The following is a 25,130-nucleotide window of genomic DNA, read 5'->3' on the forward strand; positions in this document are numbered from 1 at the left end:
CTCCGTGCGCATCGCGAGATTCACCACCGGAGACGACCCCCGCTACGCCATCGTCGAGGGCGAGCCCGGCCAGGAGCAGCTGGTGGTCATCACCGGCGACCCGATCTACACCCCGGTGCAGCCCACCGGTGAGCGGATCCCGCTGGGCGACGGCGTCCGGCTGCTCGCCCCGGTGATCCCGCGCTCGAAGATCGTCGGCGTCGGGCGCAACTACGCCGACCACGCCGCGGAGATGGGCAATGACGTCCCGGTGGCGCCGCTGCTGTTCTTCAAGCCGAACACCGCGGTGATCGGCCCGGACGACCCGATCGTGCTCCCGGACTGGACCGAGGAGGTCTCCTACGAGGCCGAGCTCGCGGTCGTGATCGGCAAGGTGACCAAGGACGTCACCCCGGAGAACGCCCTGCACTACGTCTTCGGCTACACGGTCGCCAACGACATCACCGCCCGGGACGCCCAGCGCACCGACGGCCAGTGGGTGCGGGCCAAGGGCTTCGACGGCGCGTGCCCGATCGGTCCGTGGGTGGTGCCCGGCCTGAACGTCGAGGACCTGGCGGTGCGCTCGCGGGTGAACGGCGACCTCAAGCAGGACGGTCGCACCTCGCAGATGATCTTCGACGTGCCCAGCTTGATCGCGTACATCTCCGAGGTGATGACGCTGCTGCCCGGCGACATCATCCTGACCGGCACCCCGGCCGGGGTGGGTCTGCTGGACTCGCGCGACGTGGTGGAGGTCGAGGTCGAGGAGATCGGCACCCTGCGCAACCCGGTGCTGCGCCGGAACTGACTAGTCTGATCGGTGTGACTGCACCGACCATTCGCGTTCGCTTCTGCCCGTCCCCGACCGGTACGCCGCACGTCGGCCTGATCCGGACCGCCCTGTTCAACTGGGCGTACGCCCGGCACACCGGCGGCACCTTCGTGTTCCGGATCGAGGACACCGACCCCGCCCGCGACTCCGAGGAGAGCTACCAGCAGCTCCTGGACGCGCTGCGCTGGCTCGGCCTGGACTGGGACGAGGGCGTCGAGGTCGGTGGCCCGCACGAGCCGTACCGGCAGTCGCAGCGGATGGATCTGTACCGCGACGTCGCGCGCCGACTGGTCGAGGGCGGGTACGCCTACGAGTCCTTCACCACGCCGGAGGAGGTCGAGGCCCGGCACCGTGCCGCCGGCCGTGACCCGAAGCTGGGCTACGACGGTTACGACCGCGACCTGACCGACGAGCAGAAGGCCGCCTACCGCGCCGAGGGCCGCGAGCCGGTGCTGCGGCTGCGGATGCCGGACGAGGACGTCACCTTCACCGACCTGGTGCGCGGCGACGTGACCTTCAAGGCCGGGTCGGTGCCCGACTACGTGATCGTCCGGGCCAACGGCCACCCGCTCTACACCCTGGTCAACCCGATCGACGACGCGCTGATGAACATCACGCACGTCCTGCGCGGCGAGGACCTGCTGTCCAGCACGCCGCGTCAGGTGGTGCTCTACCGCGCGCTGCTCGAGCTGGGCGTGGCCACCGTGATGCCGCAGTTCGGTCACCTGCCCTACGTGATGGGCGAGGGCAACAAGAAGCTGTCCAAGCGCGACCCGGAGTCCAACCTCTTCCTGCACCGGGAGCGTGGCTTCACCCCCGAGGGCCTGCTGAACTACCTGTCGCTGCTCGGCTGGTCGATCGGGCCGGACCGGGACATCTTCACCGTGCCGGAGCTGGTCGAGGCCTTCGACATCCACGACGTGAACCCCAACCCGGCGCGCTTCGACCTCAAGAAGGCCGAGGCGATCAACGCCGACCACATCCGGATGCTCGCCCCCGACGACTTCCGGACGCGCCTGGTGCCGTACCTGCACCGCGCGGGCCTGGTCCCGGCCGACTCCTACGCCGACCTGGAGCCCGCCCACCGCGAGCTGCTGGACGCCGCGGCGCCGCTGATCCAGACCCGGATCAAGCTGCTCGGCGAGGCGCCGGACATGCTGGGCTTCCTGCTCACCGCCGACGCCGACCTGGTGATCGAGGAGGACGCCCGGGCAGCGCTCAAGGGCGAGCCGGCCGCCGCCCTCGACGCCGCGATCGCCGCCCTGGAGCCGCTGACCGAGTTCACCGCCGCGGAGGTCGAGCAGGCGCTGCAGGCGGCGCTGGTGGAGGGTCTGGGCCTCAAGCCCCGGTTCGCCTTCACGCCGCTGCGGGTCGCTGTCTCCGGTCGCCGGGTGTCGCCGCCGCTCTTCGAGTCGCTGGAGCTGCTCGGCAAGGAGTCGTCGCTGGCCCGGCTCACCGCGCTGCGCGCCACCCTGTGACCGCGATCGACGGGGTCCTGTTCGACATCGACGACACGCTGGTCGACACCCGGGGCGCCTTCGCCCGGGCGTTGGCCGCGGTCGCCGAGGCGTGGCTGCCCGATCTGACGCCCGACCGGGTGCCGGAGCTGCTGGCGCACTGGCGGGCGGACGCCCACGGCCGCTACCGGCAGTACACCCGCGGGGAGGTCGGCTACGACGCGCAGCGGATGGCCCGCGCCAACGACCTGCACCGGGACTTCGGCGGCCCGCAGCTCGACGCCGTCGGGTACGCGGAGTGGAACGCGCTGTTCGAGCGCCGGTTCACCGAGTCCTGGGCGGCGCACCCCGATGCCTCGGCGGCGGTCGACGCCCTGCTGGCGGCCGGGGTGCGGGTCGGCGCGCTGTCCAACGCGGCCACCGACTACCAGGTGCGCAAACTCGCCGCCGCGGGCCTCGGTGACCGGGTGCCGATGCTGGTCGGGGTGGACACCCTGGGCTTCGGCAAGCCCGACCCCCGGGTGTTCACCGCGGCGTGCGCCCGCCTGGGCACCGATCCCGCGCGGACGGTCTACGTCGGGGACGAGCTGGACGTGGACGCCCGGGCGGCCACCGCGGCCGGGCTGCACGGGGTGTGGCTCGACCGGACCGGGACCGGCACCGCCGTGCACGCCGGAGCGGTGCTGACGGCGGGGGAGCAGGACCGGGTGATCGGGTCGCTGACCGAGCTGCCCGGGGTGTTCGGGCTGCTCTGAGGGACGCTGGCTGGTGTTCCCGAGCCTGGCCGCCTTCACGGCTCCTGACGGGCGTCGCGATGTGTGCGCCCCTGGTCCGACCCGGCGTGATCGGGCGCACAGCGGAGCCGGTTTGGTGCCGAGGCCCTCGGTCCGGTAATGTTCCCGGTCGGCAAGGCGTCCACTTCCGGCGCCGGTCCTCCTCCCTCCCGATGCTCGTCATCGCGGTGGAATGCGGGCCGGACCAGGGGAAACGCAAGCCATTGGGGTATGGTGTAATTGGCAGCACGAGTGATTCTGGTTCACTTAGTCTAGGTTCGAGTCCTGGTACCCCAGCGCGAGTCCCGCGAGAGATGCCTGACAGGGCGGATTTCGCAGGGCGAGCAAGTTGAGGTAGAGTAGTTCCCGGTCAGCCCGCAAGGACCTGATCACTTAGGCCCCCATCGTCTAGCGGCCTAGGACGCCGCCCTCTCACGGCGGTAACAGGGGTTCAAATCCCCTTGGGGGTACAGAAGAAAGGCCCGATCGCAGCAATGCGGTCGGGCCTTTCTGCTATGTCGGCAATGGACGGGTCGGTGCCCGGTGCACGCTGGGGTCGTGACCCTCCCGACCCTCTGCGGCGTGCGCGTGAGCGTCGTGCGGGCGCCGCGGAGGACGACGTTCCGGGCTGGGGTGCCTCGACTCCGACGTGGCGAAGTCCGACGGTCCGCGTCGTACGCGTCCCCGTCGTGGCGACACGGTCGTACGTGTCCTCGTCGTGCCGACACGGGCGTACGCGTCCCCGCCGTGGCGATACGGCGGCGGTCGACCTGCGGGCGGTCGACGGCTCTACTCCGACACGGCGGAACCCGACCGTGCGCGGCAGGCACGCCTGGCCGTACCGAGACGACAGAGGCCGACCACCCGTGCGGGGTGGTCGGCCTCTCGTCGCGCAGGCGCGGGTCGGTTCACTCGGCGGTGCGGCGCAGGACCTCGGTGAGGCGGTTCGCGGCGGAGACCACCGCGGCGGCGTGCAATCGACCGGGCTGGCGGGAGAGGCGTTCGACGGGCCCGGAGATGGACACCGCGGCGACGACCCGGCCGGACTGGCCGCGGACCGGTGCGGACACCGACGCCACACCGACCTCGCGCTCGGAGACCGACTGGGCCCAGCCGCGGCGCCGGACCCCGGACAGGATCGTGGCGGTGAACTTCGACCCCTGGAGGCCGCGGTGCAACCGGTCCGGCTCCTCCCAGGCGAGCAGGATCTGTGCCGCGCTCCCGGCGGTCATGGTGAGGGTGGCGCCGACCGGGATCGAGTCGCGCAGGCCGATCGGACGCTCGGCGGCGGCGACGCAGATGCGCTGGTCGCCCTGGCGGCGGTAGAGCTGGGCGCTCTCGCCGGTGTGGTCGCGCAGCGCGGTGAGCACCGGTCCGGCGGCGGCGAGCAGGCGGTCCTCGCCGGCGGCGCTGGCCAGTTCGCTGAGTCGGGGGCCGAGGACGAATCGTCCCTGCATGTCCCGGCCGACCAGGCGGTGATGCTCCAGCGCGACGGCCAGTCGGTGGGCGGTCGGTCGGGCCAGATGGGTGGCGTTGACCAGCTGCGCGAGGGTGGCGGGGCCCGCCTCGAGGGCGTTGAGCACGGCCGCGGCCTTGTCCAGAACGCCGACTCCGCTAGAGTTGTCCATAGGTCGATATTGGCGTCTCATTCGCTGAGACGCAAGTGCGACACCCGAGAAGCATCTCAGCGAGCCCCCACGCGAGAGGAACAGACATGGCAGGCACCCTGGCAGAGAAGGTGTGGGACGCCCACATCGTGCGACGAGGCACGGACGGCGCCCCGGACCTGCTCTACATCGACCTGCACCTGGTGCACGAGGTCACCAGCCCGCAGGCGTTCGAAGGTCTGCGACTGGCCGGGCGCCCGGTGCGTCGCCCCGACCTCACCATCGCCACCGAGGACCACAACACCCCGACGCTGGACATCGACCTGCCGATCGCGGACGAGACCAGCCGCACCCAGATCGACACCCTGCGCCACAACGCGCAGGAGTTCGGGGTCCGTCTGCACTCGCTCGGCGACGCCGACCAGGGGATCGTGCACCAGGTCGGTCCGCAGCTGGGCCTGACCATGCCGGGCCTGACGGTGGTCTGCGGCGACTCGCACACCTCCACGCACGGCGCCTTCGGTGCCCTGGCCTTCGGGATCGGCACCAGCGAGGTCGAGCACGTGCTGGCCACCCAGACCCTGCCGCTGGCCCCGTTCAAGACGATGGCCATCACGGTGAACGGCGCACTGCCGCTGGGGGCGACCGCCAAGGACATCATCCTCGCGGTGATCGCCAAGATCGGCACCGGCGGCGGCCAGGGCTACGTCCTGGAGTACCGCGGCGAGGCGATCCGGTCGCTGTCGATGGAAGGCCGGATGACGATCTGCAACATGTCGATCGAGGCCGGGGCCCGTGCCGGGATGATCGCTCCGGACCAGACCACCTTCGACTACCTCAAGGGCCGGCCGCACGCGCCGGAGGGCGCCGACTGGGACGCCGCCGTCGAGTACTGGTCCACGCTGCGCAGCGACGACGACGCGGTCTTCGACACCGAGGTCGTCATCGAGGCCGCCGAGCTGGAGCCCTTCGTCACCTGGGGCACCAACCCCGGTCAGGGCCTGCCGCTGTCCGGCAACGTCCCGGTGCCGGAGCAGATCGCGGACGCCAACGAGCGGGTCGCCGCCGAGCGCGCGATCGAGTACATGGGTCTGACGCCGGGCCAGCCGCTGCGGGAGATCGCGGTGGACACCGTGTTCATCGGCTCGTGCACCAATGGCCGGATCGAGGACCTGCGGGCCGCCGCCAAGCTGATGCGCGGTGCACACAAGGCCGACTCCGTGCGCGTGCTGGTGGTGCCGTCCTCCGCGCGGGTGCGGATCCAGGCCGAGGAGGAGGGTCTGGACCGGATCTTCCTCGACTTCGGCGCCGAGTGGCGCAACGCCGGTTGCTCGATGTGCCTGGGCATGAACCCGGACCAGCTGGCGCCGGGGGAGCGGTCGGCCTCCACCTCGAACCGCAACTTCGAGGGCCGGCAGGGCAAGGGCGGGCGCACCCACCTGGTGTCCCCGCTGGTCGCCGCCGCCACCGCCATCCGCGGCACGCTGTCGTCGGTCTCCGACCTCGGCGAGGGTGTCGAGGTGCCGGACGGCTCCCCGCTCACCGACCTGCAGCCCGCCTGAACCCCGATCGAATCGAGCACTGACGATGGAAAAGTTCACCCAGCACACCGGCGTCGGGGTCCCGCTGCGGCGCAGCAACGTCGACACCGACCAGATCATCCCCGCCGTGTACCTCAAGCGGGTCACCCGGACCGGGTTCGAGGACGCGCTGTTCTCCGCCTGGCGCAACGACCCGGACTTCGTGCTGAACCAGGACGCGTACCGCTCCGGTTCGGTGCTGGTCGCGGGGCCGGACTTCGGCACCGGCTCCTCGCGTGAGCACGCGGTGTGGGCGCTGAAGGACTATGGCTTCAAGGCCGTGCTGTCCTCCCGGTTCGCCGACATCTTCCGCGGCAACTCCGGCAAGCAGGGGCTGCTCGCCGCCCAGGTCGCGCAGGAGGACATCGAGCTGATCTGGAAGGTCCTGGAGACCCACCCCGGCACCGAGGTGACCGTGGACCTGGCGACCCGCACGGCCACCTGCGAGGACGTCGTGGTGCCGATCCACGTCGACGACTACACCCGCTGGCGCCTGATGGAGGGCCTGGACGACATCGGCCTGACCCTCCAGCACGAGGACGAGATCACCGCCTTCGAGCAGACCCGCGCCGCCTGGCGACCCAAGACCCTCCCGGCCAAGCACCTGCCGCCGGCCCCGGTCCGCCCGGCCCGCCCCATCGAGCTCACCCTGGGCCGCCGCCCCGCCTGACCCCGGCCCGCGCGGCCCCGGGGGCCACCCCGCTGACCCCGGGGCGGCACCCCGCGGAACCCGACAGCTGACCCGCGCAACCAGCCCCGCGGACCTCGGCCCGCCGCCCCGCGCAACCCGCCCCGCGCGCGCCTCGGCCCGCCGAGACTACGGAAACCGACGCTGAACAGACCGTTCAGCGTCGGTTTCTGTCATCTCAGTTGTCTCGGCCGTCTGAGCCATCCGGCCAGCTTGGCCACGCGGTCAGCTTGGCCATGCGGCCATGCGGCCATGCGGCCAGCTCGGCCATGCGGCCAGCTCGGCCATGCGGCCAGCTCGGCCATGCGGCCAGCTCGGCCATCTGGCCATCTGGCCATCTGGCCATCTGGCCATCTGGCCATCTGGTCAGCTCGGCCATCCGGTCATCCGGTCATCTGGATATCCGGCCAGCTCGGCCGTTCGGCCGTTCGGCCGTCTCGGCCATCCGGCCGTCGGGTCGGCCGGGCATCTCGGCCGGCTCGACGCGGGCGTTTCTGCGTGGTGCGCGTGCGTGGGGGACGGCGTGCGCGAAGATGGTCGGATGAGCGATCTGTTGTACGTGAATGGTGGCACCCCGCTGAGTGGGGAGATCACCGTGCGCGGGGCGAAGAACTTCGTCTCCAAGGCGATGGTGGCGGCGCTGCTGGGCGAGACCCCCAGTGTGCTGCGCAACGTGCCGCAGATCCGCGACGTCGGCGTGGTGACCGGGCTGCTCGAGCTGCACGGCGTGCGGGTGCAGTCCGACCCGGAGGCCGGGGTGCTCACCCTGGACCCGTCGGCGGTGGAGTCGGCCCACGTCGCCGACATCGACGCGCACGCCGGGTCGAGCCGGATCCCGATCTTGTTCTGCGGACCGCTGCTGCACCGGCTGGGCGAGGCGTTCATCCCGGATCTGGGTGGCTGCCGGATCGGCGACCGCCCGATCAACTACCACCTGGACATCCTGCGGCAGTTCGGCGCCGTGGTGGACAAGCGGGAGAACGGGATCCACATCCGCGCCCCGCGCCGCCTGCAGGGCACCAAGATCGCGCTGCCGTACCCCAGCGTCGGGGCGACCGAACAGCTGCTGCTGACGGCGGTGCGCGCCGAGGGGATCACCGAGCTGGCGAACGCCGCCATCGAGCCGGAGATCATGGACCTGATCAACGTGCTGCAGAAGATGGGCGCGATCATCTCGGTCGACACCGACCGGGTGATCCGGATCGAGGGCGTCGACCGACTCACCGGCTTCCAGCACACCGCCCTGGCCGACCGGATCGAGGCGGCGTCCTGGGCCTCCGCCGCCCTGGCGACCGGTGGGGACATCTACGTGCGCGGGGCGACCCAGCCGGAGATGACCACCTTCCTCAACACCTTCCGCAAGGTCGGCGGCGAGTTCACCATCGACGACCACGGCATCCGGTTCTTCCACCCCGGCGGCGACCTGAACTCGATCGTGCTGGAGACCGACGTCCATCCCGGGTTCATGACCGACTGGCAGCAGCCGCTGGTGGTGGCGCTGACGCAGGCCAAGGGCCTGTCGATCGTGCACGAGACGGTGTACGAGAACCGGTTCGGCTTCACGGACGCCCTGCGCGGGATGGGTGCCACCATCCAGGTCTACAAGGAGTGTCTGGGCGGTCGCCCGTGCCGGTTCGGTCAGCGGAACTTCTATCACTCGGCGGTGATCTCCGGCCCGACCCCGCTGTCCGCGGCGAACATCGAGGTGCCGGACCTGCGCGGCGGGTTCAGCCACCTGATCGCGGCGCTCACCGCCAAGGGGACCTCCCAGGTGCGCGGGATCAGCCTGATCGACCGCGGCTACGAGCGCTTCACCGAGAAGCTGACCGCCCTCGGCGCCGAGTTCGACCGGGGCTGACACCGGATCCACGCGGGGGCTGACACCGGGCCGACGGCGGGCTGACGGCGCGCTGACACCGGGCCGACGGCGGGGCTGACCGGGCCGACGGCCGGGCTGGGACCGGGCCGACGGCGGGCTGACAGCGGAGCCGCCCGGCACCCCCGGGTAGCATCCAGTCCCGTGCATCCCGCCCGATCGTCCCGTGCCTACCGCAACGTCGCCCGTGTGGCGCGGCCGCTGCTCTACGCCATCACCCGCCGTGACTGGCGGGGCGCCGAGCACCTGCCGACCGACACCGGCTTCATCGCGGCCGGGAACCACCTGAGCAACATCGACCCGCTGACCTTCGCGCACTACCTCTACGACAACGGGGTGGCACCGAAGATCCTGGCGAAGTCCTCGCTGTTCTCGGTCCCGGTGCTGGGCTGGATCCTGCGGGTCACCGGTCAGATCCCGGTGTTCCGCGGCACCTCCGACGCCGGGAAGTCCTTACAGGCCGCCGAGGTGGCGCTGGGCGAGGGGGAGTGTGTGGCGGTGTTCCCCGAGGGGACGCTGACCCGGGACCCCGACCTGTGGCCGATGCTGGCCAAGACCGGTGTCGCGCGGCTGGCGCTGGACACCCGGGTGCCGGTGATCCCGATCGCCCAGTGGGGCGCGCAGGACCTGCTGGCTCGGTACGGCAAGGTGTTCAAGCCGATCCCGCCCAAGCGGGTGGTGGTGCTGGCCGGTCCGCCGGTCGACCTCTCCGACCTGTACGACCTGCCCCGCGACGCGGCGACCCTGCGCGAGGCCACCCGCCGGGTGATGGCGGCGATCACCGCCCAGCTCGCCGAGCTACGCGGTGAGGAACCGCCGGAGGGCGTCTACGACATGCGCAAGCAGGCCCGCGGATGACCCGCGCCACCGTGCTGGGCGCCGGAGCGTGGGGGACCACCTTCGCCGCCGTGCTGGCCGACGCCGGATGCGAGGTGACGATCTGGGGACGCGACGCCGCGGTCTGCGCGCAGATCACCGCCGAGCACCGCAACGAGCGCTACCTGCCCGGGGTGGAGCTGCCCGCCGGCGTGACCGGTGAGCCGGACCTACGCCGTGCGGTCGCCGACGCCGAGGTGATCGCGGTGGCGGTGCCTGCCCAGTCGGCGCGGGCCGTCCTGGCGCCGCTGGCCGGGACCCTGGGACCGGACACGGTCGTGGTGTCGCTGATGAAGGGCGTCGAGCTGGCCACTCAGCAGCGGATGAGCCAGATGCTCGCCGAGGCGCTGGACCTGCCCGAGCACCGGGTCGCGGTGCTCTCCGGCCCGAACCTCGCCGACGAGATCGCCGTCCGGCAGCCCACCGCCACCGTGGTCGCGGCCAGCGACGAGCGCACCGCCGAGCGGGTCGCCCAGGCCTGTGCCAACCAGTACTTCCGGCCGTACACCAACGACGACGTGGTCGGCGTGGAGCTGTGCGGTGCGGTGAAGAACGTGATCGCCCTCGCGGTCGGCATCTCCCAGGGCCGCGGCTTCGGCTACAACACGATGGCCACCGTGATCACCCGCGGCCTGGTCGAGATCACCCGGCTCGGTCAGGCGCTCGGCGCCCGGGCGGAGACCTTCGGTGGGCTGGCCGGGATGGGTGACCTGATGGCGACCTGCGCCTCGCCGCAGTCGCGGAACCATCGCCTCGGCGTGCACATCGGCCAGGGGCTGACCCTGGACGAGGCGATCGTCGCCACCGGTGGCACCGCGGAAGGCGTCAAGACCTCGCGCTCGGTGCTGGACCTCGCGGAGCGGGTCGGGGTCGAGATGCCGATCACCGCCGCCGTGGTGCAGGTGCTCTACGAGGGTCTCCCGGTGGATGCCCTGGCCCCGTTGCTGCTGGAGCGCCCCCGCAAGGCCGAGGGCGCCTGACCGGTCAGCTGGTCGGCAGGCTCCGCAGCGCCCGATCCAGGTCCTGCCACAGGTCCTCGACGTCCTCGATCCCGACGCTGAGCCGGAGCAGGTCCGCCGGAACGGTCACCGACTCGGTGCCGAAACGGCGGCGGCGCTCGATGCTGGACTCCACGCCACCGAGGCTGGTCGCGGGGACCCAGAGCCGCAGGGCAGCCACCACGGCATCGGCGCCGGCCGCGCCGCCGACGGGTCGCAGCCCGATGATCGCGCCGTAGCCGGACATCTGTGCGGTGGCCCGCGCATGACCGGGATCGCCGGGCAGGCCCGGGTGCCGGACCTCGGCGACCGCGGGGTGCTCGGCCAGCCGCCGGGCGAGCTCCAGGGCGTTCGCCTGCGCCCGCTCGACCCGCAGCGCCAGCGTGCGCACCCCGCGCAGCGCCAGGTAGACCTCCGCCGGGCCGGCGATCGCGCCGTGCAGGGTCCGGTAGGCCAGCAGCCGGGCGTGCAGCTCCGGGTCGTTCGACAGCGCGGCGCCGAGCACCACGTCGGAGTGCCCGGCCAGGTACTTGGTCACCGAGTGCACCACCACATCGGCACCCAGGCCGAGCGGCCGCTGCACCAGCGGCGTGGCGAAGGTGTTGTCCACGACGGTCAGGGCGCCGACCGCACGTGCGGCGGCGATCAGCGCGGGCAGGTCGGCGACCTCCAGCATCGGGTTGGTCGGCGACTCGACCCAGAGCATCGAGGTCTCCGGGGTGAGCGCCGCCACGACCTGCTCCGTCTCGGCGATGTCGACCACCACGACCTCGACCCGGGAGCGGGTGGTCAGGTCGGCGAGGTAGCCGTGCAGCACCTGGTACGCGTGCCGGGGCACCACCACCCGGCCGCCGTGCGGGATCAGCGACAGCGCCGCCGCGATCGCCGCCATCCCGGAGCCGTAGACCAGCGCGGGCAGCTCGGCGCGCTCCAGGGCCGCCAGCGTCTCCTCGAAGGGCACCCAGGTCTCGGTGCCGCTGCGCGCGTACAGCAGCTCCGGTGCCGGACCCGGCTCGCCCTGGGACACGTAGGTCGAGGACATGACCACCGGCGGGTTCACCGGGGCGCCCTGCACGCGGGCGGGACGCCCGGCCGACACGGCGACGGTGGCGGGGGACAGCGAGCTCAGATCATGGTCGTGGCGCACGGATCGCACACTAAACCCGCCGACTCCGGTGCCGGGAGGTCGTCCCACGGATCGGTAGGCTCAGCGCCGATGTCCACTTCACCCGACCCCGTGTCCCGTCCCCGTGTCCTGATCCTGTTCGGTGGTCGCTCCGGCGAACACGCGATCAGCTGCGCCACCGCCGGTGGCGTTCTGCGCGCCATCGACCGCGAGCGGTACGACGTGCTGCCGATCGGGATCACCCCGAGCGGGCGCTGGGTCCGGGTGGCCGACGACCCCGACCTGTGGCGGATCACCGACGGCGTGCTGCCCGAGGTGATCGAGGCGCCGGAGCGGGTGCTGCTGCCGCAGGAGGCCGGTTCGCGCGAGGTCCGGGTGATCGAACCCGGGCTGCCCGCCGCCGACCTGGGGACCGTCGACGTCGTGCTGCCGCTGCTGCACGGACCGTACGGCGAGGACGGCACGCTGCAGGGCATGTTGGAACTGGCCGACGTGCGCTACGTCGGTGCCGGGGTGCTGGCCTCCGCGGTCGGGATGGACAAGCACTTCATGAAGATCGCCCTGGTCGCCGCCGGGCTGCCGGTCGGTCCGTTCGAGATGCTGCGCGGCGACGACTGGGCGACCGACAAGGCCGGTATCCGTGCCCGGGTCGAGGCCCTGGGTCTGCCGCTGTTCGTCAAGCCCGCCCGCGCCGGATCGAGCCTGGGCATCACGCGCGTCACCGACCTCGCCGAGCTGCCCGCCGCCATCGCCGAGGCGCAGCGCCACGACCCGAAGGTCGTCATCGAGGCCGGGATCGTGGGACGGGAGATCGAGTGCGCCGTCCTGGGCGGCCGCGGTGGCGCACCGGCCCGGGCCTCCCTGCCGGGCGAGATCGTGGTCACCGACGCCGAGCACACCTTCTACGACTTCGAGGCGAAGTACCTGGACGAGTCGGCGGTCTCCCTGCAGTGCCCGGCCGACCTGCCGCAGGATGTGATCGAGCGGGTGCAGGACGTCGCGGTGCGCACCTTCGAGTCGATCGACTGCGAGGGGCTGGCGCGGGTGGACGTCTTCGTGACCGAGGGCGGTGAGGTGATCGTGAACGAGATCAACACCATGCCCGGCTTCACGCCGTACTCGATGTACCCGCGGATGTGGCAGGAGTCGGGGATCGCCTACCCCGAGCTGCTGGACGAGCTGCTGCAGCTGGCCCTGGAACGCCCCACCGGCCTGCGCTGAGGGCCCGGGTCAGACGCAGGACCGGTCGGCGACCACCTTCAACACCGCGGGGACCAGCGCGTCCAGGAACGACGTCGATCGATCCGCGACCACCGCCGCCGGGACCGTGACCTCGATCGCCGGGTCGCGGCCGTAGGTCAGGAACGTCCAGTCCGAGCCGCCGGGGTTCACTGCCGGGTCGGCCATCGGAGCGGGGCTCGCGCCGGAGGTCGCCGGGTCGGAGGTCGCCGCATCGGCGGGCGCGGAGTCGGCCCGCACCAGCCAGTCGACCGTCGCCCCCGAGGCGGTCTCCAGGGTGACGCACTGTTCGGTGGTCGGCCCGGGCGGCTCCACCCCGCAGCGCAGCACCACGGCATCGTTCGCCGTACCCCAGGCGGCGGTGGCCTGGCTGGTGGTGTCCACCCGCTCCAGCCCGTCGCCGAGCGACTCGGGCAGCGCCAGGATCACGCTCGCGCACTCCGGGTCCTGAGCGTGCGGGGCCGCCTGCACCCCGACGGCGGAGGAACAACCGGCCAGGACGAGGACGCCTCCGAGTGCGAGGAGATGACGCGGGCTCATCGGGCCAGGCTAACCGCACCGACTACCGTGACCAGGGTGAACGACGCCACACCCCCGACCCGACCCGACCTGTCACCGGCTGAGGGCGCTTCCAGCCCGACCCGGCCCGGCTCGTCGTTGGGTGAGGGCGGGTCCAGCCCGACCCGGCCCGACCCGTCGCCGGGCGCTGCGGAGATCCCCCCAACCGTCGCCGACCTGGGCGAGGAGCGGTTGCTGGCCCGGATCTTCCCGATCCTGCCCGCGGGGGACAGCACGCTGCTCGGCCCCGGGGACGACGCGGCGGTGATCGCGGCACCGGACGGCAGATTCGTGGTGTCCACCGACGTGCTGGTGCAGGACCGACACTTCCGGCTCGACTGGTCCGACGGTCGTGCGGTGGGTCGCCGGGCCGCCGCGCAGAACCTGGCCGACATCGCGGCGATGGGCGCCCGGCCGACCGCGATGGTGGTCTCCCTGGTCCTGCCAGGTGAGCTGCCGGTGTCCTGGGTGACCGACCTCGCGCAGGGGCTCGCCGACCTGTGCGGCCCGGTGGGCGCGGGGGTGGTGGGCGGTGACCTGTCCGGTGGCGACGCGGTGGTGGTCGCGGTGACCGTGCACGGCGACCTGGCGGGTCGGGCACCGGTGCTCCGTTCCGGGGCGCGACCCGGTGACGTGGTCGCGCTGGCGGGAACGGTCGGCAGGTCCGCGGCGGGCTGGGCGCTGTTGAGCGACGGAGCGCTGACCGAGGCGGACGACGAGCTGATCGAGGTCTTCCGCGCCCCCCGACCACCGCTCGACGCCGGACCGCGAGCCGCCGACGCGGGGGCCACCGCGATGCTGGACGTGTCGGACGGGCTGCTGCGGGACGCCGGACGGATCGCCCGGGCCTCCGGGGTGGTGCTGGACCTGGGGCGGCCGGAGCAGGTGTTGACGGACGACCTGGCAGCGGTGGCCGGCGCCGCCCATCGACTCGGGATCGACCCGGTGGGGTGGGTGCTGACCGGGGGCGAGGACCACGGACTGCTGGCGACTTTCCCGGAGTCCACGCCGGTGCCCGCGGGGTTCCGGGTGATCGGCCGCGTGCGCTCGGCGGAATCGGCCCCGGGGGTGCTGGTCGACGGCCGTGCCCCGGGCGCCCTCAGCCCCGGATGGGACCACTTCGGCGGCTGACCGCACGGCGGGCCCGATCCGACCGGTCACCACAGGGCGATCGCCCGGCAGTGGGTGGTGCTGGCCCGTTGTCGAGGTCGGCACTTCGGGCCAGTTCCGGTGCGGCGAACTGCCGAACTCGGGCGTGGACTGCCGACTTCGGGCGTGGACTGCCGACTTCGGGCGGGGACTGCCGACTTCGGGCGCGGACTGCCGACTTGGGGCGTGGACTGCCGACTTGGGGCGCGGACTGCCGAACTCGTCGCGGGCGTCGCGGGGTGTGGCGGGCGACGCGGGCGCGCGGGCGTCGGGTGGCCGGGGCGCGGCGGGGCCGCCGGGTCGCTGCGGGGCTGGCGGGGCGCGGCGGAGTGGGCGGGGTCGCGGCGGCTCAGCCGCGGCGGTAGCGCACCTCGGGCAGCTCGGTGCCGCCGATCTCCTCCGTGCGCTCGGTGCCGTCCGGGCTGAAGCCGTGCCGACGGTAGAAGTGCCGGCTGCGCTCGTTCTGCGCCGCGGTCCACAGGGTGACCACCGTGCGCGGGGGCACCTCGGCCAGTGCCGTGCGCATCAGGTCGCGCGCGACCCCGCTGCCGATCAGCTCCGGCTCCAGGTACACCGAGTAGATCTGCAGCGTGCGGGGGTTGGCGTCCTCGTCGAGGGACGGGCCGAGGCTCAGGAACCCGACCACCGCGTCGTCGATGCTGGCGACCCAGGTGGTACCCCGGTCCGGGTGCCGCAGCTGGTTGCGCCACCACTCGGCTCGGGTGTCGGGGTCCAGGGCGTCCAGGTAGTCGTCGGGCAGCATGCCCCGGTACGCGGTCTGCCAGGAGCGGACGTGCACCCCGGCGATGGCGTCGGCATCCGTCACTGCTGCGGGACGGACGGTGTGTTCGGCGCGCTCGGTCGACATGCGCACCAGCGTGCCACAGGGGTCGGACAGCGCGAAGACCCGGGCAGGAACGAATCACACGGGCATGAACAGCACGAAGCCCGGGAGCGCATCACACGGCCCAGGACAGCACGAAGGCCCGCACCGGGAATCCGGGCGGGCCTTCGCGAAGCGTTGCGTCAGATGGCGCGCTGCACCTTGCCGGCCTTGAGGCACGAGGTGCACACGTTCATCCGCTTGGCGGTACCGGCGACCACCACGCGCACGCGCTGGATGTTCGGGTTCCAGCGGCGCTTGGTGCGGATGTGCGAGTGCGAGATGCTGTGCCCGAAGGACGGGCCCTTGGCGCAGACGTCGCAGTTGGCAGCCACGGTCTTCTCCTGAAATTCGAATGATGCGTCGTGACGGGTCGACGCATGCTGGTCGGATGGGGCGGTCCGCACCGCTGGCCGAAGGCCGGGGCGGAGCTGCCACCGTGCTCGAGCGCGACGCATCAACGAATACGCTCGGGCAACCGGGACAGACTAGCTCACCGGCGGCTCAGGTCTCAAACCCGCGCGGGTTTGGCACAGTAGCCCCGTGGCTCGCGTGCTGGACGGACAAGTGGTGCACCGGTGGCTGGTGTGCGCGGTGGACGCGCTGGCCCAGGCCAGACCGCGGATCGACGCGGTGAACGTGTTCCCGGTCGCCGACCAGGACACCGGCACCAACTGTCTGCTCACCCTGCGCGGCGCCACCGCCGAGCTCGCGGCGCTGGACCCGGCCGCCGAGACCTCCACCGTGCTCGGCGCGGCCGCTCGGGGTGCGCTGCTGGCAGCGCGCGGCAACTCGGGGATCATCCTCAGCCACTGGTTGGCCGGGCTGGTCCGGGGAGCCGACGCGGGGCTGGCGGGTGCGCTGTCCGCCGCCGCCGACTCGGCCCGGTCGGCGGTGCTGGACCCGCAGCCGGGCACGGTGCTCGACCTGGCGGCGGAGGTGGCACGTGCCGCCGACCGGACGGAGCGGGGCGGGAGCGATCGTGCGGTGCTGGCCGCTGCCATCGACGCCGGGCTGGCCGCCGTGGACGCGATCAGCGAGCGACACCCGGTGCTGCGGGACGCCCGGGTGCTGGACGCCGGTGCCTGCGCGCTCCTGGTCGTGCTGATCGCCTGGGCGGCGGCCACCGACGAGCAGTCGCCGCCGAGCGGGGTGGACCTGTCGTGGCTGCCCGCCTCACCCGCCGTCGCCCTGCCCGATCGGGACGAGACCGGCTTCGAGGTGATGGCGGTGCTGCCCGCCGGGGACGACGACGCCCTGCGTGCCGCTCTCGCCACGGTGGGTGAGGCGGTCGCGGTGGTCTCGGAGCCCGGGGAGGGCGCCGGCCGACTGCGGCAGTCCCACGTCCATGCCGAGGACCCGGCCGCCGCCCTCGCCGTGCTGCGCTCGGTGGCGGGCGACACCCCGGTGCTGGTCACGGTGCAGGCGCTCAGCGGTGTCACGGTCCCGGCCGTGGCGATCACCGGGACGCCGGAGCGGGTCGCCGAGCTGGCACGGGCGGGTGCGGTGGTGCTGGTCGCCGACGCCGCGCCGCCGCCGGTCTGGCGAACGGCACTGGAACGTGCGGTCGGGGATGCCGGGACCGGGGGCGCCCATCGCGACGACGCACTGTCCGCCGACCTGATCGCCGTGCTTCCCGGGGCGTGGGCGGACGCCTGCGCCGCGATGCCGGCCGGCGGCACGCTGATCGCGGAGGCGGACGACGACGACCGGGTGCTGGCGGTGCTGCGCTCGTTGACCGGTGGGACGGAGGCATGACCGGCCTGGAGGACGCCGTCGTCCGGCCGGGCCCTCTGCTGGGTCAGCAGATCGGCACCGTGCTGGGGGCGACCACGGGCGCGCGCCTGGCCAAACTCGACCTGCACACGGTCGGTGAGCTGCTGCGGCACTACCCACGTCGCTACGCCCGGCTCGGGGAGATGACCGACCTGGCGTCGTTGACCCCGAAGGAGCACGCCACCGTGATGGCTCGGGTGGCGCAGGCGACCGTCCGCACCACCCGCACCGGCGGCGCGATGATGAATGTGGAGATCACCGACGGCCGCAGCACGCTGGGGCTGGTGTTCTTCGCCAAGCACAAGGGGGCGCTGCGCTTCCACGAGGGCCGGTTGAAGCCGGGGGTCGAGGGGCTGTTCTCCGGTGAGGTCGGCACCGACAAGTTGAACGGCCGACCGCAGCTCGCCCACCCGTCGTACCGGCTGTTCGGCATCGACGTGGAGGACGAGGCGGCGGCGGTGGAGGAGGCCAAGCGCCCGATCCCGCTGTACCCGGCCAGCGCCCAGGTGCCGACCGAGCAGATCCAGAAGGCGGTCGGCGCGATCTTCCCCCTGCTCACCCCGGCCGACGTCCCCGACCCGCTGCCCGCCGAGCTGCTGACCCGCCGGAAGCTGCCCGAACTCCTCGGCGCCCTGCGCAGGCTGCACCAGCCGGAGAACGACGAGGAGATCCGCAGCGCCCAGGAGCGCCTGAAGTTCGAGGAAGCCTTCGTGCTGCAGGCCGAACTCGCCCGCCGCCGGTCCCGAATCGCCCGCGAGGGTGCGGTGGCCCGACCGCCGCGGGACGGCGGGATCCGTGCCGCCTTCGACGAGCGGCTGCCCTTCACCCTCACCGAGGGGCAGCTGCGGGTGGGTGCCGAGCTGTCGGCCGAGTTGGCCGGGGAGCGCCCGATGCAGCGGCTGTTGCAGGGCGAGGTCGGCTCCGGCAAGACCGTGGTGGCGTTGCGGGCCATGTTGCAGGTGGTCGACGCCGGGGGACAGGCGGCGTTGCTGGCCCCGACCGAGGTGTTGGCGGCCCAGCACGAGCGCACCCTGCGTCGGATGCTCGGTGAGTTGGCCGAGGCCGGGATGCTCGGCGGCGCGGACGACGCCACCCGGGTCACCCTGTTGACGGGTTCGCAGTCGACCGCCGTCCGCCGACAGGCGCTGGCCGAGGCCGCCTCCGGCGCTGCCGGGATCGTGGTCGGCACCCACGCCCTGCTCTCCGAGCACGTGCAGTTCGCCGACCTCGGCCTGGTGGTGGTGGACGAGCAGCACCGCTTCGGGGTGGAGCAACGCGACCTGCTGCGCGCCAAGGCCCGCACCACCCCGCACCTGCTGGTGATGACGGCGACGCCGATCCCGCGCACGGTGGCGATGACCGTCTTCGGGGATCTGGAGACCTCGATCCTGGACCAGGTGCCCGCCGGTCGCGCCGAGGTCGTCACGCACGTGGTCCCGGCCGGGAACGACCGTTGGATGCAGCGCACCTGGCAGCGCGTGCGCGAGGAGGTCGACAAGGGCGGGCGGGCCTACGTCGTCTGCGCCCGGATCGACCCGGACGCCAAGGACGGTGCCGACGGTGCTGACGGTGCGGAACTGGTCCCGGACGAGGGCCCGGCCAAACGTCCCCTGCGCGCGGTGATGGAGGTCGCCGAGCAGCTGGCGGCGTCGCCGGAGCTCGGCGGGCTGCCGGTCGGGGTGCTGCACGGCCGGATGACGCCGGAGGAGAAGGAGCGGGCGCTGGCCGACTTCGCCGACGGCACCGTGCCGGTGCTGGTGTCCACCACCGTGGTGGAGGTCGGGGTCGATGTGCCGGACGCCACCGTGATGGTGGTGCTGGATGCCGACAGGTTCGGGGTGTCCCAGCTGCACCAGCTGCGCGGCCGGATCGGCCGGGGGACCCGTCCGGGCGTCTGCCTCTTGGTCGCCGACGCGTTCCCGGGCAGCCCGGCCGACACCCGGCTGCGCTCGCTGGCCGAGACCCGGGACGGCTTCCAGCTGGCCGCGGTCGACCTGGAACTGCGCCGGGAGGGTGATGTGCTCGGTGCCGCCCAGTCCGGTGGCGCCACCTCCCTGCGCCTGCTGCGGGTGACCCGGGACGCCGACGTGATCGAGGAGGCCCGGATCGAGGCGCGGTCGGTGGTGCGGGACGATCCCGACCTGGACCGGCACCCGGATCTGCGCACGGCGATCGACCTGCTGCTGGACGGCGAACGCGAGGAGTACCTGGACCGGACCTAGGGCATGCCGGGACAGGGGGAGCACCTGCGTAGGCTGACCCCCGTGTCGAAGCCGTCTGTCATCCGCGCCGTCGATCTGCTGGTCGGATACGGCGGTGAGCCGGTCTGCGCACCGGTGTCCTTCGTCCTGCCGCCCGGCCGGGTGCTCGCCCTGGTCGGCGCCAACGGCTCCGGCAAGTCCACCGTGCTCCGCGCGGTGCTCGGCCTGATCGAACCCGCCGGCGGCAGCCTGCAGGTGCTCGGCCGGGACGTCGACGAGCGCGAGATCGGCTTCCGCACCCGGGTGTCCAGCGTGTTGGACGACGACGCCTACTTCCCGGCGCTCACCGTCGCCGAGCACCTGTACCTGACGGCGCGGGGCCACGGGGTGTCCGGCGCGGACGAGGTGGTCGGGGAACTGCTGGACGAGTTCGGTCTGGCCGAGCACGCGGACTCGCTGCCGGTCGCGCTGTCCTCGGGGCAGCGCCGCCGACTGCTGTTGGCCGCCGGACTGGTCCGCCCGCGCTCGCTGCTGGTGCTGGACGAGCCGGAGCAGCGCCTGGACGTGGCGATGCGCGACCGGCTGGCCGACCGCCTGGTCGCGGAGAAGCAGGCGGGCGGCTCGGTGCTGCTGGCCACCCACGACCCGGATCTGCTGCGCGCCTGCGCCGACCGGGCCGTGCTGATCGCCGACGACGTGTGCCGGCTGCTCAGCCCCGACGACGCCGCGGAGGCCCTGCGGCCGGGTGTGCTGTGAGCACGATCGACTCCCCGGTGATCGCCCCCGGGGACGGCATCGGTGCTGTGCCCGGCGCCCGGTCGATCCGCCGGTTCACCGCCGCGGTCGCCAAGACCAAGGCCGGTGCCAGCCTCGGCTCGGTGCTGAACGACGCCTACTACGCCGCGATCATGCTGGCGATCGGCCTCGGGGTCGCGCTCGGTGTCTCCGGTCAGCTGCGGGCATCGCTGCCGCCGCAGGACGACGCCTCGCTCGGCGACGGGATCAGCCTGCCCACCGTGGTCGCGGTCGGGGCGGTGGCACTGCTCGGTGCGGTGCTCTCCCTGGCCGGACGACTCGGTCCGGTCGGTGCCGAGGGGGCCGAAGCGACCTGGTGGCTGGGGCTGCCGGTGGACCGTCGCGGCCTGCTGCGGCCCGCCTCGCTGCGCATCCCGGTGCTCGCGGCGCTGGCCGGTGGGCTGGTGCTCGCCCTGCTGGACGGCGGGTTGCTGGCCGACCACGGGATCGGGCACGTGTTCCGGATCGGGGCGCTCGCTGCCCTGACCTGCGCCGCCGTCGTGCTGCTGGCCGGGCTGGCGCAGACCGTGCAGTTCCCGCGCCGGACCGTGGCGCTGATCGGTGACCTGGTGATCGCGCTGGCCCCGATCATGGCGCTGATCGCCGCCTTCACCGACTGGCGGCTGTCGGCGCTGCCCGACCTGCCGGTGTGGACCCTGGTGGTGTACGCGCTCGCGGTGATCGCCCTGGGCTGGTGGCAGGACCGCCGGCTCGGCCGGATCCGCGGCCGCCACCTGCGCGAGAGCGGGTCGGTCGCCTCGCAGGCAGCCGGTGCCGTGGTCTCGCTGGACTCCCGGGAGCTCGGCCGCGCCCTCTCCGAGGCGTCGGCCCGGCAGCGGCGGCGCCGGTCGCTGCGGCTGCGGCTGGTGCGGGGCCCGAAGAGCGCGATCATGGTCGCGGACCTGATGGTGTTGATCCGCTCGCCCCGGCACCTGGTGCAGCTGGTGGTCTCCGCCCTGGTCCCGGTGCTGGTGGTGGTCACCCCTCGCCTCGCGGGCGCGCTGGGTGTGGGCCTCGCGGTGCTGGTCAGCGGGTACATCGGCATGCTGGCGACCGCCGAGGGTGCGCGCCGGGCGGAGATGGCCCCGATCCTGGACCGGCTCCTGCCGATGTCCGCGCAGGCCACCCGGCGCACCCGACTGCTGGTCCCGGCGGTGGCGATGCTGCTCTGGTCCGTGGTGGCCTTCAGCGCGGTCGGCCTCTGGCACGGCGACGTGTGGAGCTGGATCGCCCTCGGTGTCGCCTCCACGCCGGTATGGGCCGGCGCGGCCCTGCGCTCGGCCTTCCGTCCGGCGCCCAACTGGCAGGGTCCGCTGGTGTCGACCCCGGCCGGCGCGCTGCCCGGTGGGGTGCTGGCGGTGCTGGCCCGGGGGCCGGATGTCGCGGTGCTCGGTCTGATCCCGGTGATCATCAGCGTGGCCCTGGGCAAGGTGCTGCTGCCGGTGCTCGCGGTGCAGCTGGTGTTCTCGCTGATCGCCTGGACCGTCGGTGCCAGCACGAACACCAAGTCGTTGATGGAGCGGATGATGGACAGCCAGGAGCAGCTGGAGAAGAAGGCCCGGTGACCAGGATCGTGGCGGGGACGCTCGGCGGCCGGACCCTGGCCGTGCCCCCGGCGGGCACCCGACCGACCTCGGAACGGGTGCGGGAGGCGCTGTTCTCCCGGCTCGACCACCTGGACGCGCTGCGGGACGCCCGGGTGCTGGACGGCTATGCCGGGTCCGGCGCCCTGGGGCTGGAGGCGATCAGTCGGGGTGCCGCCTCGGTGACCCTGGTCGAGCTCGGCCGCGCGGCGGCGGAGGTGTGCCGCCGCAATGTCGCCGACCTCGGGCTGCGGGACCGGGCGCAGGTGGTCAAGGACACCGTCGAGGCGTTCGTCGCGCGCCCGGTGACCCAGCCCTGGGACCTGGTGCTGCTCGACCCGCCCTACGACGTGCCCGCCGCGACGGTGGACGCGATCCTGCTCGCCCTGGTGCCCGCCCTGGCCGAGGACGCGGTGGTCGTGGTGGAGCGCTCCGCCCGCAGCACCGCGCCGACCTGGCCGGACGGCCTGGCCGACCTCGGCACCAAGACCTACGGCGAGACCGTGGTCCACCTGGCCGAACGGGTGGCCGACGACCCCCGACGGTAGGTTGGTCGGGTGACCATCGCCGTCTGCCCCGGTTCCTACGACCCGGTCACCCTCGGGCACCTGGACGTGTTCCGTCGTGCCCGTGCGGTGGCCGACCAGGTCGTCGTCCTGGTGGCGCACAACGCCGCCAAGCGCCCGCTGCTGTCGGTGGAGACCCGGGTCGAGCTGATCCGCGCCGCCGTCGCCGATCTGGACGGGGTGCGGGTGCAGGCCACCTCCGGGCTGCTGGCCGAGACCCTGCGCGAGCTGCGCGCCGACCTGGTGGTCAAGGGCATCCGCGGCGGTGCCGACTTCGACGCGGAGCTGCCGATGGCCCTGATGAACCGACACCTGTCCGGGGTGGAGACGGTGTTCGTCCCGGGCGACCCGGCGCTGGCACACGTGGCGTCCTCGCTGGTCAAGGACGTGGCACGGCATGGCGGTCCGATCGACGACCTCGTCCCGCCGGGGGTCGCCGACGCGGTCCGCGCGGCACTGACGGCAGGAGAGACCCGATGAGTGAGCGCACCGACAGCCTGATCGGGGTGCTGGACGCCCTGGAACAGGCGCTGACCACCGCGCGGCCGATGCCGATGTCCTCCTCGGTGCTGGTCTCCCGCGCCGAACTGCTCGCCCTGGTGCAGCAGGCCCGGGAGAGCATGCCGGCCGAGATCGGGGACGCCGAGCGGGTGCTGGCCGAGGCCGACGCCGCCCGGGAGCGCGCCCGCCAGGAGGGCGAGCGGATCGAGGCGGCGGCGCGTCGCCGCGCGGAGGAACTGGTCGGCGAGCAGTCGGTGGTGGCCCAGGCGGAGCAGCGTGCGGCGGAGATCGTCGCCGCCGCCCAGGCGAAGGCCGCGGAGCTGCGCCGGGAGGCCGACGACTACTGCGACCGTCGGCTCGCCGAGTTCGAGATCGACCTCGGCAAGGTGCTCGCCCAGGTGCAGGCGGGCCGGGCGAAACTGGCGCAGCGGCTCGACGACGGGGTGTGACGCACTCGATTCGGTAACCGGGCTCGGGTGCCGTACGCTTGGTCGCTGGTCCTGCCGATCGCAGCTGCGAGGCATTCGGGACCGAGACCCCTCACTGTAAGGACCGTGGACCGTGGAGCGCGCGACTCACCTCGATCCCCGTTCGCCGTTCGTGCTCGACACCCACGAGCTCGGCCGACGTCCGGGATCGATGCGACGTGTGCAGCGCACGGTGGCGGCTCCTGAGGATCTCGGCGCCGAGGTGATCGGTGTCCCCACCGGGACGGACGTCGAGCTGGATCTGCAGCTCGAGGCCGTGATGGAGGGGGTGTTCGTGTCCGGCTCCGCTCGGGCGCGGGCGGTCGGGGAGTGCGTGCGCTGCCTGGATGAGGTCGTCGAGGACGTCGACGTCACCCTCCAGGAGCTCTACGTGTATCCCGAGCGCGCCGCGGCCGCCACGGATGCCGGGGACGAGGAGGACGAGGACCTGCGCGAGCTGGACGGCGAACTTCTCGACGTCGAGCCCGCATTGCGGGATGCGGTGGTGATTGCGCTACCGTTCCAGCCGTTGTGTCGGGACGACTGCCCGGGGTTGTGCTCCATCTGTGGGGCCCACCTGGCTGAAGACCCGAACCACGGGCATGAGACCCTAGACCCTCGATGGGCCGCGCTCAGTGGCCTGCCGAGCACGTCTGACGACCAGAAAGAGAGCTAGCCGTGGCTGTTCCGAAGCGCAAGATGTCGCGCAGCAACACCCGTGCGCGTCGGTCGCAGTGGAAGACCACTGTCACGACGATGAGCACCTGCCCCCGTTGCAACGCGGTGACCCGGCCCCACCAGGCCTGCCCCACCTGCGGTACCTACAAGGGCCGGGTGTACGCGGACGCCATGCGGACGGAGCACGCGGGCTGATTGCCCGTCGTCGACCGTCATCCACGGTCGTCAGCACCGCATGAGCACCACCGCAGCACAACTTGCCGACCAGCTCGGGATCCACCTGGACCCCGAGCTGCTCGTGTTGTCCCTGACGCACCGCTCCTTCGCCCACGAGGCGGGTGGCATCCCCACCAACGAGCGGCTCGAGTTCCTCGGCGACACCGTCCTCGGACTGGTGGTCACCGAGGAGCTGTACCGCCGGTTCCCGGACCTGTCCGAGGGCGAACTGGCGAAGATGCGCGCCGCCTCGGTGTCCCAGCGCGCCCTGGCCCAGGTGGCCCGCGGCCTGGATCTGGGTGCCTACACGCTGCTCGGCAAGGGTGAGATCGCCACCGGCGGCCGGGAGAAGGACTCGATCCTCTCCGACACCCTGGAGGCGCTGTTCGGCGCGGTGTACCTGGCGCACGGGCTGGAGACCTCCCGGGAGCTGGTGCTGCGGCTGGTCGGCCCCACGCTGACCGCCGCCTCGCACCTGGGTGCCGGGCTGGACTGGAAGACCAGCCTGCAGGAGCTCACCGCCCACCTGGGCCTCGGTGCGCCGACCTACCAGGTGACCAGCGACGGCCCCGACCACGCGCGGGTGTTCTCCGCCGAGGTGATCGTCGCCGAGCAGGTCCGCGGCACCGGCACCGGTTCCGCCAAGAAGCTCGCCGAACAGCAGGCCGCCGAACGGGCGTGGACCACGCTGTCCGAGCAGGTCCCCAGCACCACCTGATCGAGGCG

General features: G+C 72.8%; 25 protein-coding genes and 2 tRNA genes. 22 read left to right on the plus strand and 5 right to left on the minus strand.

Annotated elements, in window-relative coordinates; genetic code table 11:
• The first annotated feature begins 4 nt into the window (after window positions 1–4).
• The 5 genes from HGK68_RS04655 to HGK68_RS04675 all read left to right on the plus strand — a co-directional run bounded on the left by HGK68_RS04655 (window position 5) and on the right by HGK68_RS04675 (window position 3,511).
• Window positions 5–787, plus strand: a complete 783-nt coding sequence (locus HGK68_RS04655) for a fumarylacetoacetate hydrolase family protein (protein WP_169164909.1) — start codon at window positions 5–7, stop codon at window positions 785–787.
• 14 nt (window positions 788–801) lie between these two features.
• A complete protein-coding gene (gene gltX / locus HGK68_RS04660; RefSeq protein ID WP_206155804.1) occupies window positions 802–2,289 on the plus strand; it encodes a glutamate--tRNA ligase in 1,488 nt (495 codons plus the stop codon).
• Entirely contained in the window at window positions 2,286–3,023 is a 738-nt protein-coding gene (locus HGK68_RS04665; RefSeq protein ID WP_169164910.1) for an HAD family hydrolase, read from the plus strand. Before gltX ends, HGK68_RS04665 begins: the two co-directional genes overlap by 4 nt.
• Before the next feature lie 243 nt (window positions 3,024–3,266).
• A tRNA-Gln gene (locus HGK68_RS04670) sits at window positions 3,267–3,338 on the plus strand.
• Between the two features lie 100 nt (window positions 3,339–3,438).
• Window positions 3,439–3,511 (plus strand) — tRNA-Glu (locus HGK68_RS04675).
• A 438-nt stretch (window positions 3,512–3,949) separates the two neighbouring features.
• On the opposite strand, the gene HGK68_RS04680 is transcribed toward HGK68_RS04675, so the two are convergent.
• Window positions 3,950–4,669, minus strand: coding sequence for an IclR family transcriptional regulator (locus tag HGK68_RS04680; protein ID WP_169164911.1), 720 nt, complete (start codon window positions 4,667–4,669; stop codon window positions 3,950–3,952).
• Between the two features lie 86 nt (window positions 4,670–4,755).
• Here HGK68_RS04680 and leuC point away from each other — a divergent pair, with 86 nt between their 5' ends.
• From leuC to HGK68_RS04705, 5 genes are all read left to right on the plus strand, one after another.
• On the plus strand, window positions 4,756–6,210 hold the full coding sequence (gene leuC, locus HGK68_RS04685) for a 3-isopropylmalate dehydratase large subunit (protein ID WP_169164912.1): 1,455 nt from the start codon (window positions 4,756–4,758) through the stop codon (window positions 6,208–6,210).
• Window positions 6,211–6,235: 25 nt separating this feature from the next.
• Window positions 6,236–6,898 (plus strand): 3-isopropylmalate dehydratase small subunit, encoded by a 663-nt coding sequence (gene leuD, locus HGK68_RS04690; protein ID WP_169164913.1) that lies wholly within the window; start codon window positions 6,236–6,238, stop codon window positions 6,896–6,898.
• Between the two features lie 559 nt (window positions 6,899–7,457).
• Window positions 7,458–8,774, plus strand: a complete 1,317-nt coding sequence (gene murA / locus HGK68_RS04695; RefSeq protein WP_169164914.1) for a UDP-N-acetylglucosamine 1-carboxyvinyltransferase — start codon at window positions 7,458–7,460, stop codon at window positions 8,772–8,774.
• A gap of 162 nt (window positions 8,775–8,936) precedes the next feature.
• On the plus strand, window positions 8,937–9,650 hold the full coding sequence (locus HGK68_RS04700) for a lysophospholipid acyltransferase family protein (protein WP_169164915.1): 714 nt from the start codon (window positions 8,937–8,939) through the stop codon (window positions 9,648–9,650).
• Complete coding sequence (locus HGK68_RS04705) at window positions 9,647–10,648, plus strand: NAD(P)H-dependent glycerol-3-phosphate dehydrogenase (protein ID WP_169164916.1); 1,002 nt, start codon at window positions 9,647–9,649, stop codon at window positions 10,646–10,648. The genes HGK68_RS04700 and HGK68_RS04705 overlap by 4 nt, the downstream gene beginning before the upstream one ends.
• Window positions 10,649–10,652: 4 nt before the next feature.
• Here the strand turns inward: HGK68_RS04705 and HGK68_RS04710 are convergent, their stop codons facing one another.
• The gene (locus HGK68_RS04710) at window positions 10,653–11,813 is read right to left on the minus strand and encodes a trans-sulfuration enzyme family protein (RefSeq protein ID WP_246260583.1); all 1,161 of its coding nucleotides are present in this window, start codon (window positions 11,811–11,813) and stop codon (window positions 10,653–10,655) included.
• A gap of 69 nt (window positions 11,814–11,882) precedes the next feature.
• On the opposite strand from HGK68_RS04710, the gene HGK68_RS04715 reads away from it, so the two are divergent.
• A complete protein-coding gene (locus tag HGK68_RS04715) occupies window positions 11,883–13,013 on the plus strand; it encodes a D-alanine--D-alanine ligase family protein (RefSeq protein ID WP_169164917.1) in 1,131 nt (376 codons plus the stop codon).
• A gap of 9 nt (window positions 13,014–13,022) precedes the next feature.
• Here the strand turns inward: HGK68_RS04715 and HGK68_RS04720 are convergent, their stop codons facing one another.
• Entirely contained in the window at window positions 13,023–13,571 is a 549-nt protein-coding gene (locus HGK68_RS04720) for a DUF3515 family protein (protein WP_169164918.1), read from the minus strand.
• A gap of 174 nt (window positions 13,572–13,745) precedes the next feature.
• On the opposite strand from HGK68_RS04720, the gene HGK68_RS04725 reads away from it, so the two are divergent.
• A complete protein-coding gene (locus tag HGK68_RS04725; protein WP_246260703.1) occupies window positions 13,746–14,720 on the plus strand; it encodes a thiamine-phosphate kinase in 975 nt (324 codons plus the stop codon).
• Between the two features lie 367 nt (window positions 14,721–15,087).
• Here HGK68_RS04725 and HGK68_RS04730 read toward each other — a convergent pair whose 3' ends face one another.
• Window positions 15,088–15,606, minus strand: a complete 519-nt coding sequence (locus tag HGK68_RS04730; protein ID WP_169164920.1) for a GNAT family N-acetyltransferase — start codon at window positions 15,604–15,606, stop codon at window positions 15,088–15,090.
• A 158-nt stretch (window positions 15,607–15,764) separates the two neighbouring features.
• Window positions 15,765–15,956, minus strand: a complete 192-nt coding sequence (rpmB, locus tag HGK68_RS04735; RefSeq protein ID WP_169164921.1) for a 50S ribosomal protein L28 — start codon at window positions 15,954–15,956, stop codon at window positions 15,765–15,767.
• 208 nt (window positions 15,957–16,164) lie between these two features.
• On the opposite strand from rpmB, the gene HGK68_RS04740 reads away from it, so the two are divergent.
• The 10 genes from HGK68_RS04740 to rnc all read left to right on the plus strand — a co-directional run bounded on the left by HGK68_RS04740 (window position 16,165) and on the right by rnc (window position 25,122).
• Entirely contained in the window at window positions 16,165–17,379 is a 1,215-nt protein-coding gene (locus tag HGK68_RS04740) for a DAK2 domain-containing protein (protein WP_169164922.1), read from the plus strand.
• On the plus strand, window positions 17,376–19,619 hold the full coding sequence (locus tag HGK68_RS04745) for an ATP-dependent DNA helicase RecG (RefSeq protein WP_169164923.1): 2,244 nt from the start codon (window positions 17,376–17,378) through the stop codon (window positions 19,617–19,619). Before HGK68_RS04740 ends, HGK68_RS04745 begins: the two co-directional genes overlap by 4 nt.
• Window positions 19,620–19,661: 42 nt before the next feature.
• Complete coding sequence (locus HGK68_RS04750; protein ID WP_246260585.1) at window positions 19,662–20,354, plus strand: ABC transporter ATP-binding protein; 693 nt, start codon at window positions 19,662–19,664, stop codon at window positions 20,352–20,354.
• Window positions 20,351–21,958, plus strand: a complete 1,608-nt coding sequence (locus HGK68_RS04755; protein WP_246260587.1) for a DUF6297 family protein — start codon at window positions 20,351–20,353, stop codon at window positions 21,956–21,958. The genes HGK68_RS04750 and HGK68_RS04755 overlap by 4 nt, the downstream gene beginning before the upstream one ends.
• A complete protein-coding gene (gene rsmD / locus HGK68_RS04760; protein ID WP_169164925.1) occupies window positions 21,955–22,524 on the plus strand; it encodes a 16S rRNA (guanine(966)-N(2))-methyltransferase RsmD in 570 nt (189 codons plus the stop codon). The genes HGK68_RS04755 and rsmD overlap by 4 nt, the downstream gene beginning before the upstream one ends.
• 9 nt (window positions 22,525–22,533) lie before the next feature.
• A complete protein-coding gene (gene coaD / locus HGK68_RS04765) occupies window positions 22,534–23,022 on the plus strand; it encodes a pantetheine-phosphate adenylyltransferase (RefSeq protein WP_169164926.1) in 489 nt (162 codons plus the stop codon).
• Window positions 23,019–23,492 (plus strand): hypothetical protein, encoded by a 474-nt coding sequence (locus HGK68_RS04770; protein ID WP_169164927.1) that lies wholly within the window; start codon window positions 23,019–23,021, stop codon window positions 23,490–23,492. The genes coaD and HGK68_RS04770 overlap by 4 nt, the downstream gene beginning before the upstream one ends.
• 112 nt (window positions 23,493–23,604) lie before the next feature.
• Entirely contained in the window at window positions 23,605–24,186 is a 582-nt protein-coding gene (locus tag HGK68_RS04775; protein ID WP_169164928.1) for a YceD family protein, read from the plus strand.
• A 2-nt stretch (window positions 24,187–24,188) separates the two neighbouring features.
• Window positions 24,189–24,383 (plus strand): 50S ribosomal protein L32, encoded by a 195-nt coding sequence (gene rpmF, locus HGK68_RS04780; protein WP_169164929.1) that lies wholly within the window; start codon window positions 24,189–24,191, stop codon window positions 24,381–24,383.
• A gap of 40 nt (window positions 24,384–24,423) precedes the next feature.
• Entirely contained in the window at window positions 24,424–25,122 is a 699-nt protein-coding gene (gene rnc, locus HGK68_RS04785; RefSeq protein WP_169164930.1) for a ribonuclease III, read from the plus strand.
• Window positions 25,123–25,130: the final 8 nt, after the last annotated feature.

Origin of the sequence: Cellulomonas taurus (assembly GCF_012931845.1) — a bacterium.
In the GTDB taxonomy this organism is placed as follows: Bacteria; Actinomycetota; Actinomycetes; order Actinomycetales; family Cellulomonadaceae; genus Cellulomonas; species Cellulomonas taurus.

Excerpts from the sequence above, each read along its gene's own strand:
- HGK68_RS04770 (WP_169164927.1), top strand. The coding sequence starts at position 23,019 with ATGAGTGAGCGCACCGACAGCCTGATCGGGGTGCTGGACGCCCTGGAA.
- HGK68_RS04715 (WP_169164917.1), top strand. The coding sequence starts at position 11,883 with ATGTCCACTTCACCCGACCCCGTGTCCCGTCCCCGTGTCCTGATCCTG.
- HGK68_RS04680 (WP_169164911.1), bottom strand. The coding sequence starts at position 4,669 with ATGGACAACTCTAGCGGAGTCGGCGTTCTGGACAAGGCCGCGGCCGTG.
- HGK68_RS04745 (WP_169164923.1), top strand. The coding sequence starts at position 17,376 with ATGACCGGCCTGGAGGACGCCGTCGTCCGGCCGGGCCCTCTGCTGGGT.
- HGK68_RS04720 (WP_169164918.1), bottom strand. The coding sequence starts at position 13,571 with ATGAGCCCGCGTCATCTCCTCGCACTCGGAGGCGTCCTCGTCCTGGCC.
- leuD (WP_169164913.1), top strand. The coding sequence starts at position 6,236 with ATGGAAAAGTTCACCCAGCACACCGGCGTCGGGGTCCCGCTGCGGCGC.
- HGK68_RS04730 (WP_169164920.1), bottom strand. The coding sequence starts at position 15,606 with ATGTCGACCGAGCGCGCCGAACACACCGTCCGTCCCGCAGCAGTGACG.
- murA (WP_169164914.1), top strand. The coding sequence starts at position 7,458 with ATGAGCGATCTGTTGTACGTGAATGGTGGCACCCCGCTGAGTGGGGAG.
- HGK68_RS04705 (WP_169164916.1), top strand. The coding sequence starts at position 9,647 with ATGACCCGCGCCACCGTGCTGGGCGCCGGAGCGTGGGGGACCACCTTC.
- rnc (WP_169164930.1), top strand. The coding sequence starts at position 24,424 with ATGAGCACCACCGCAGCACAACTTGCCGACCAGCTCGGGATCCACCTG.
- leuC (WP_169164912.1), top strand. The coding sequence starts at position 4,756 with ATGGCAGGCACCCTGGCAGAGAAGGTGTGGGACGCCCACATCGTGCGA.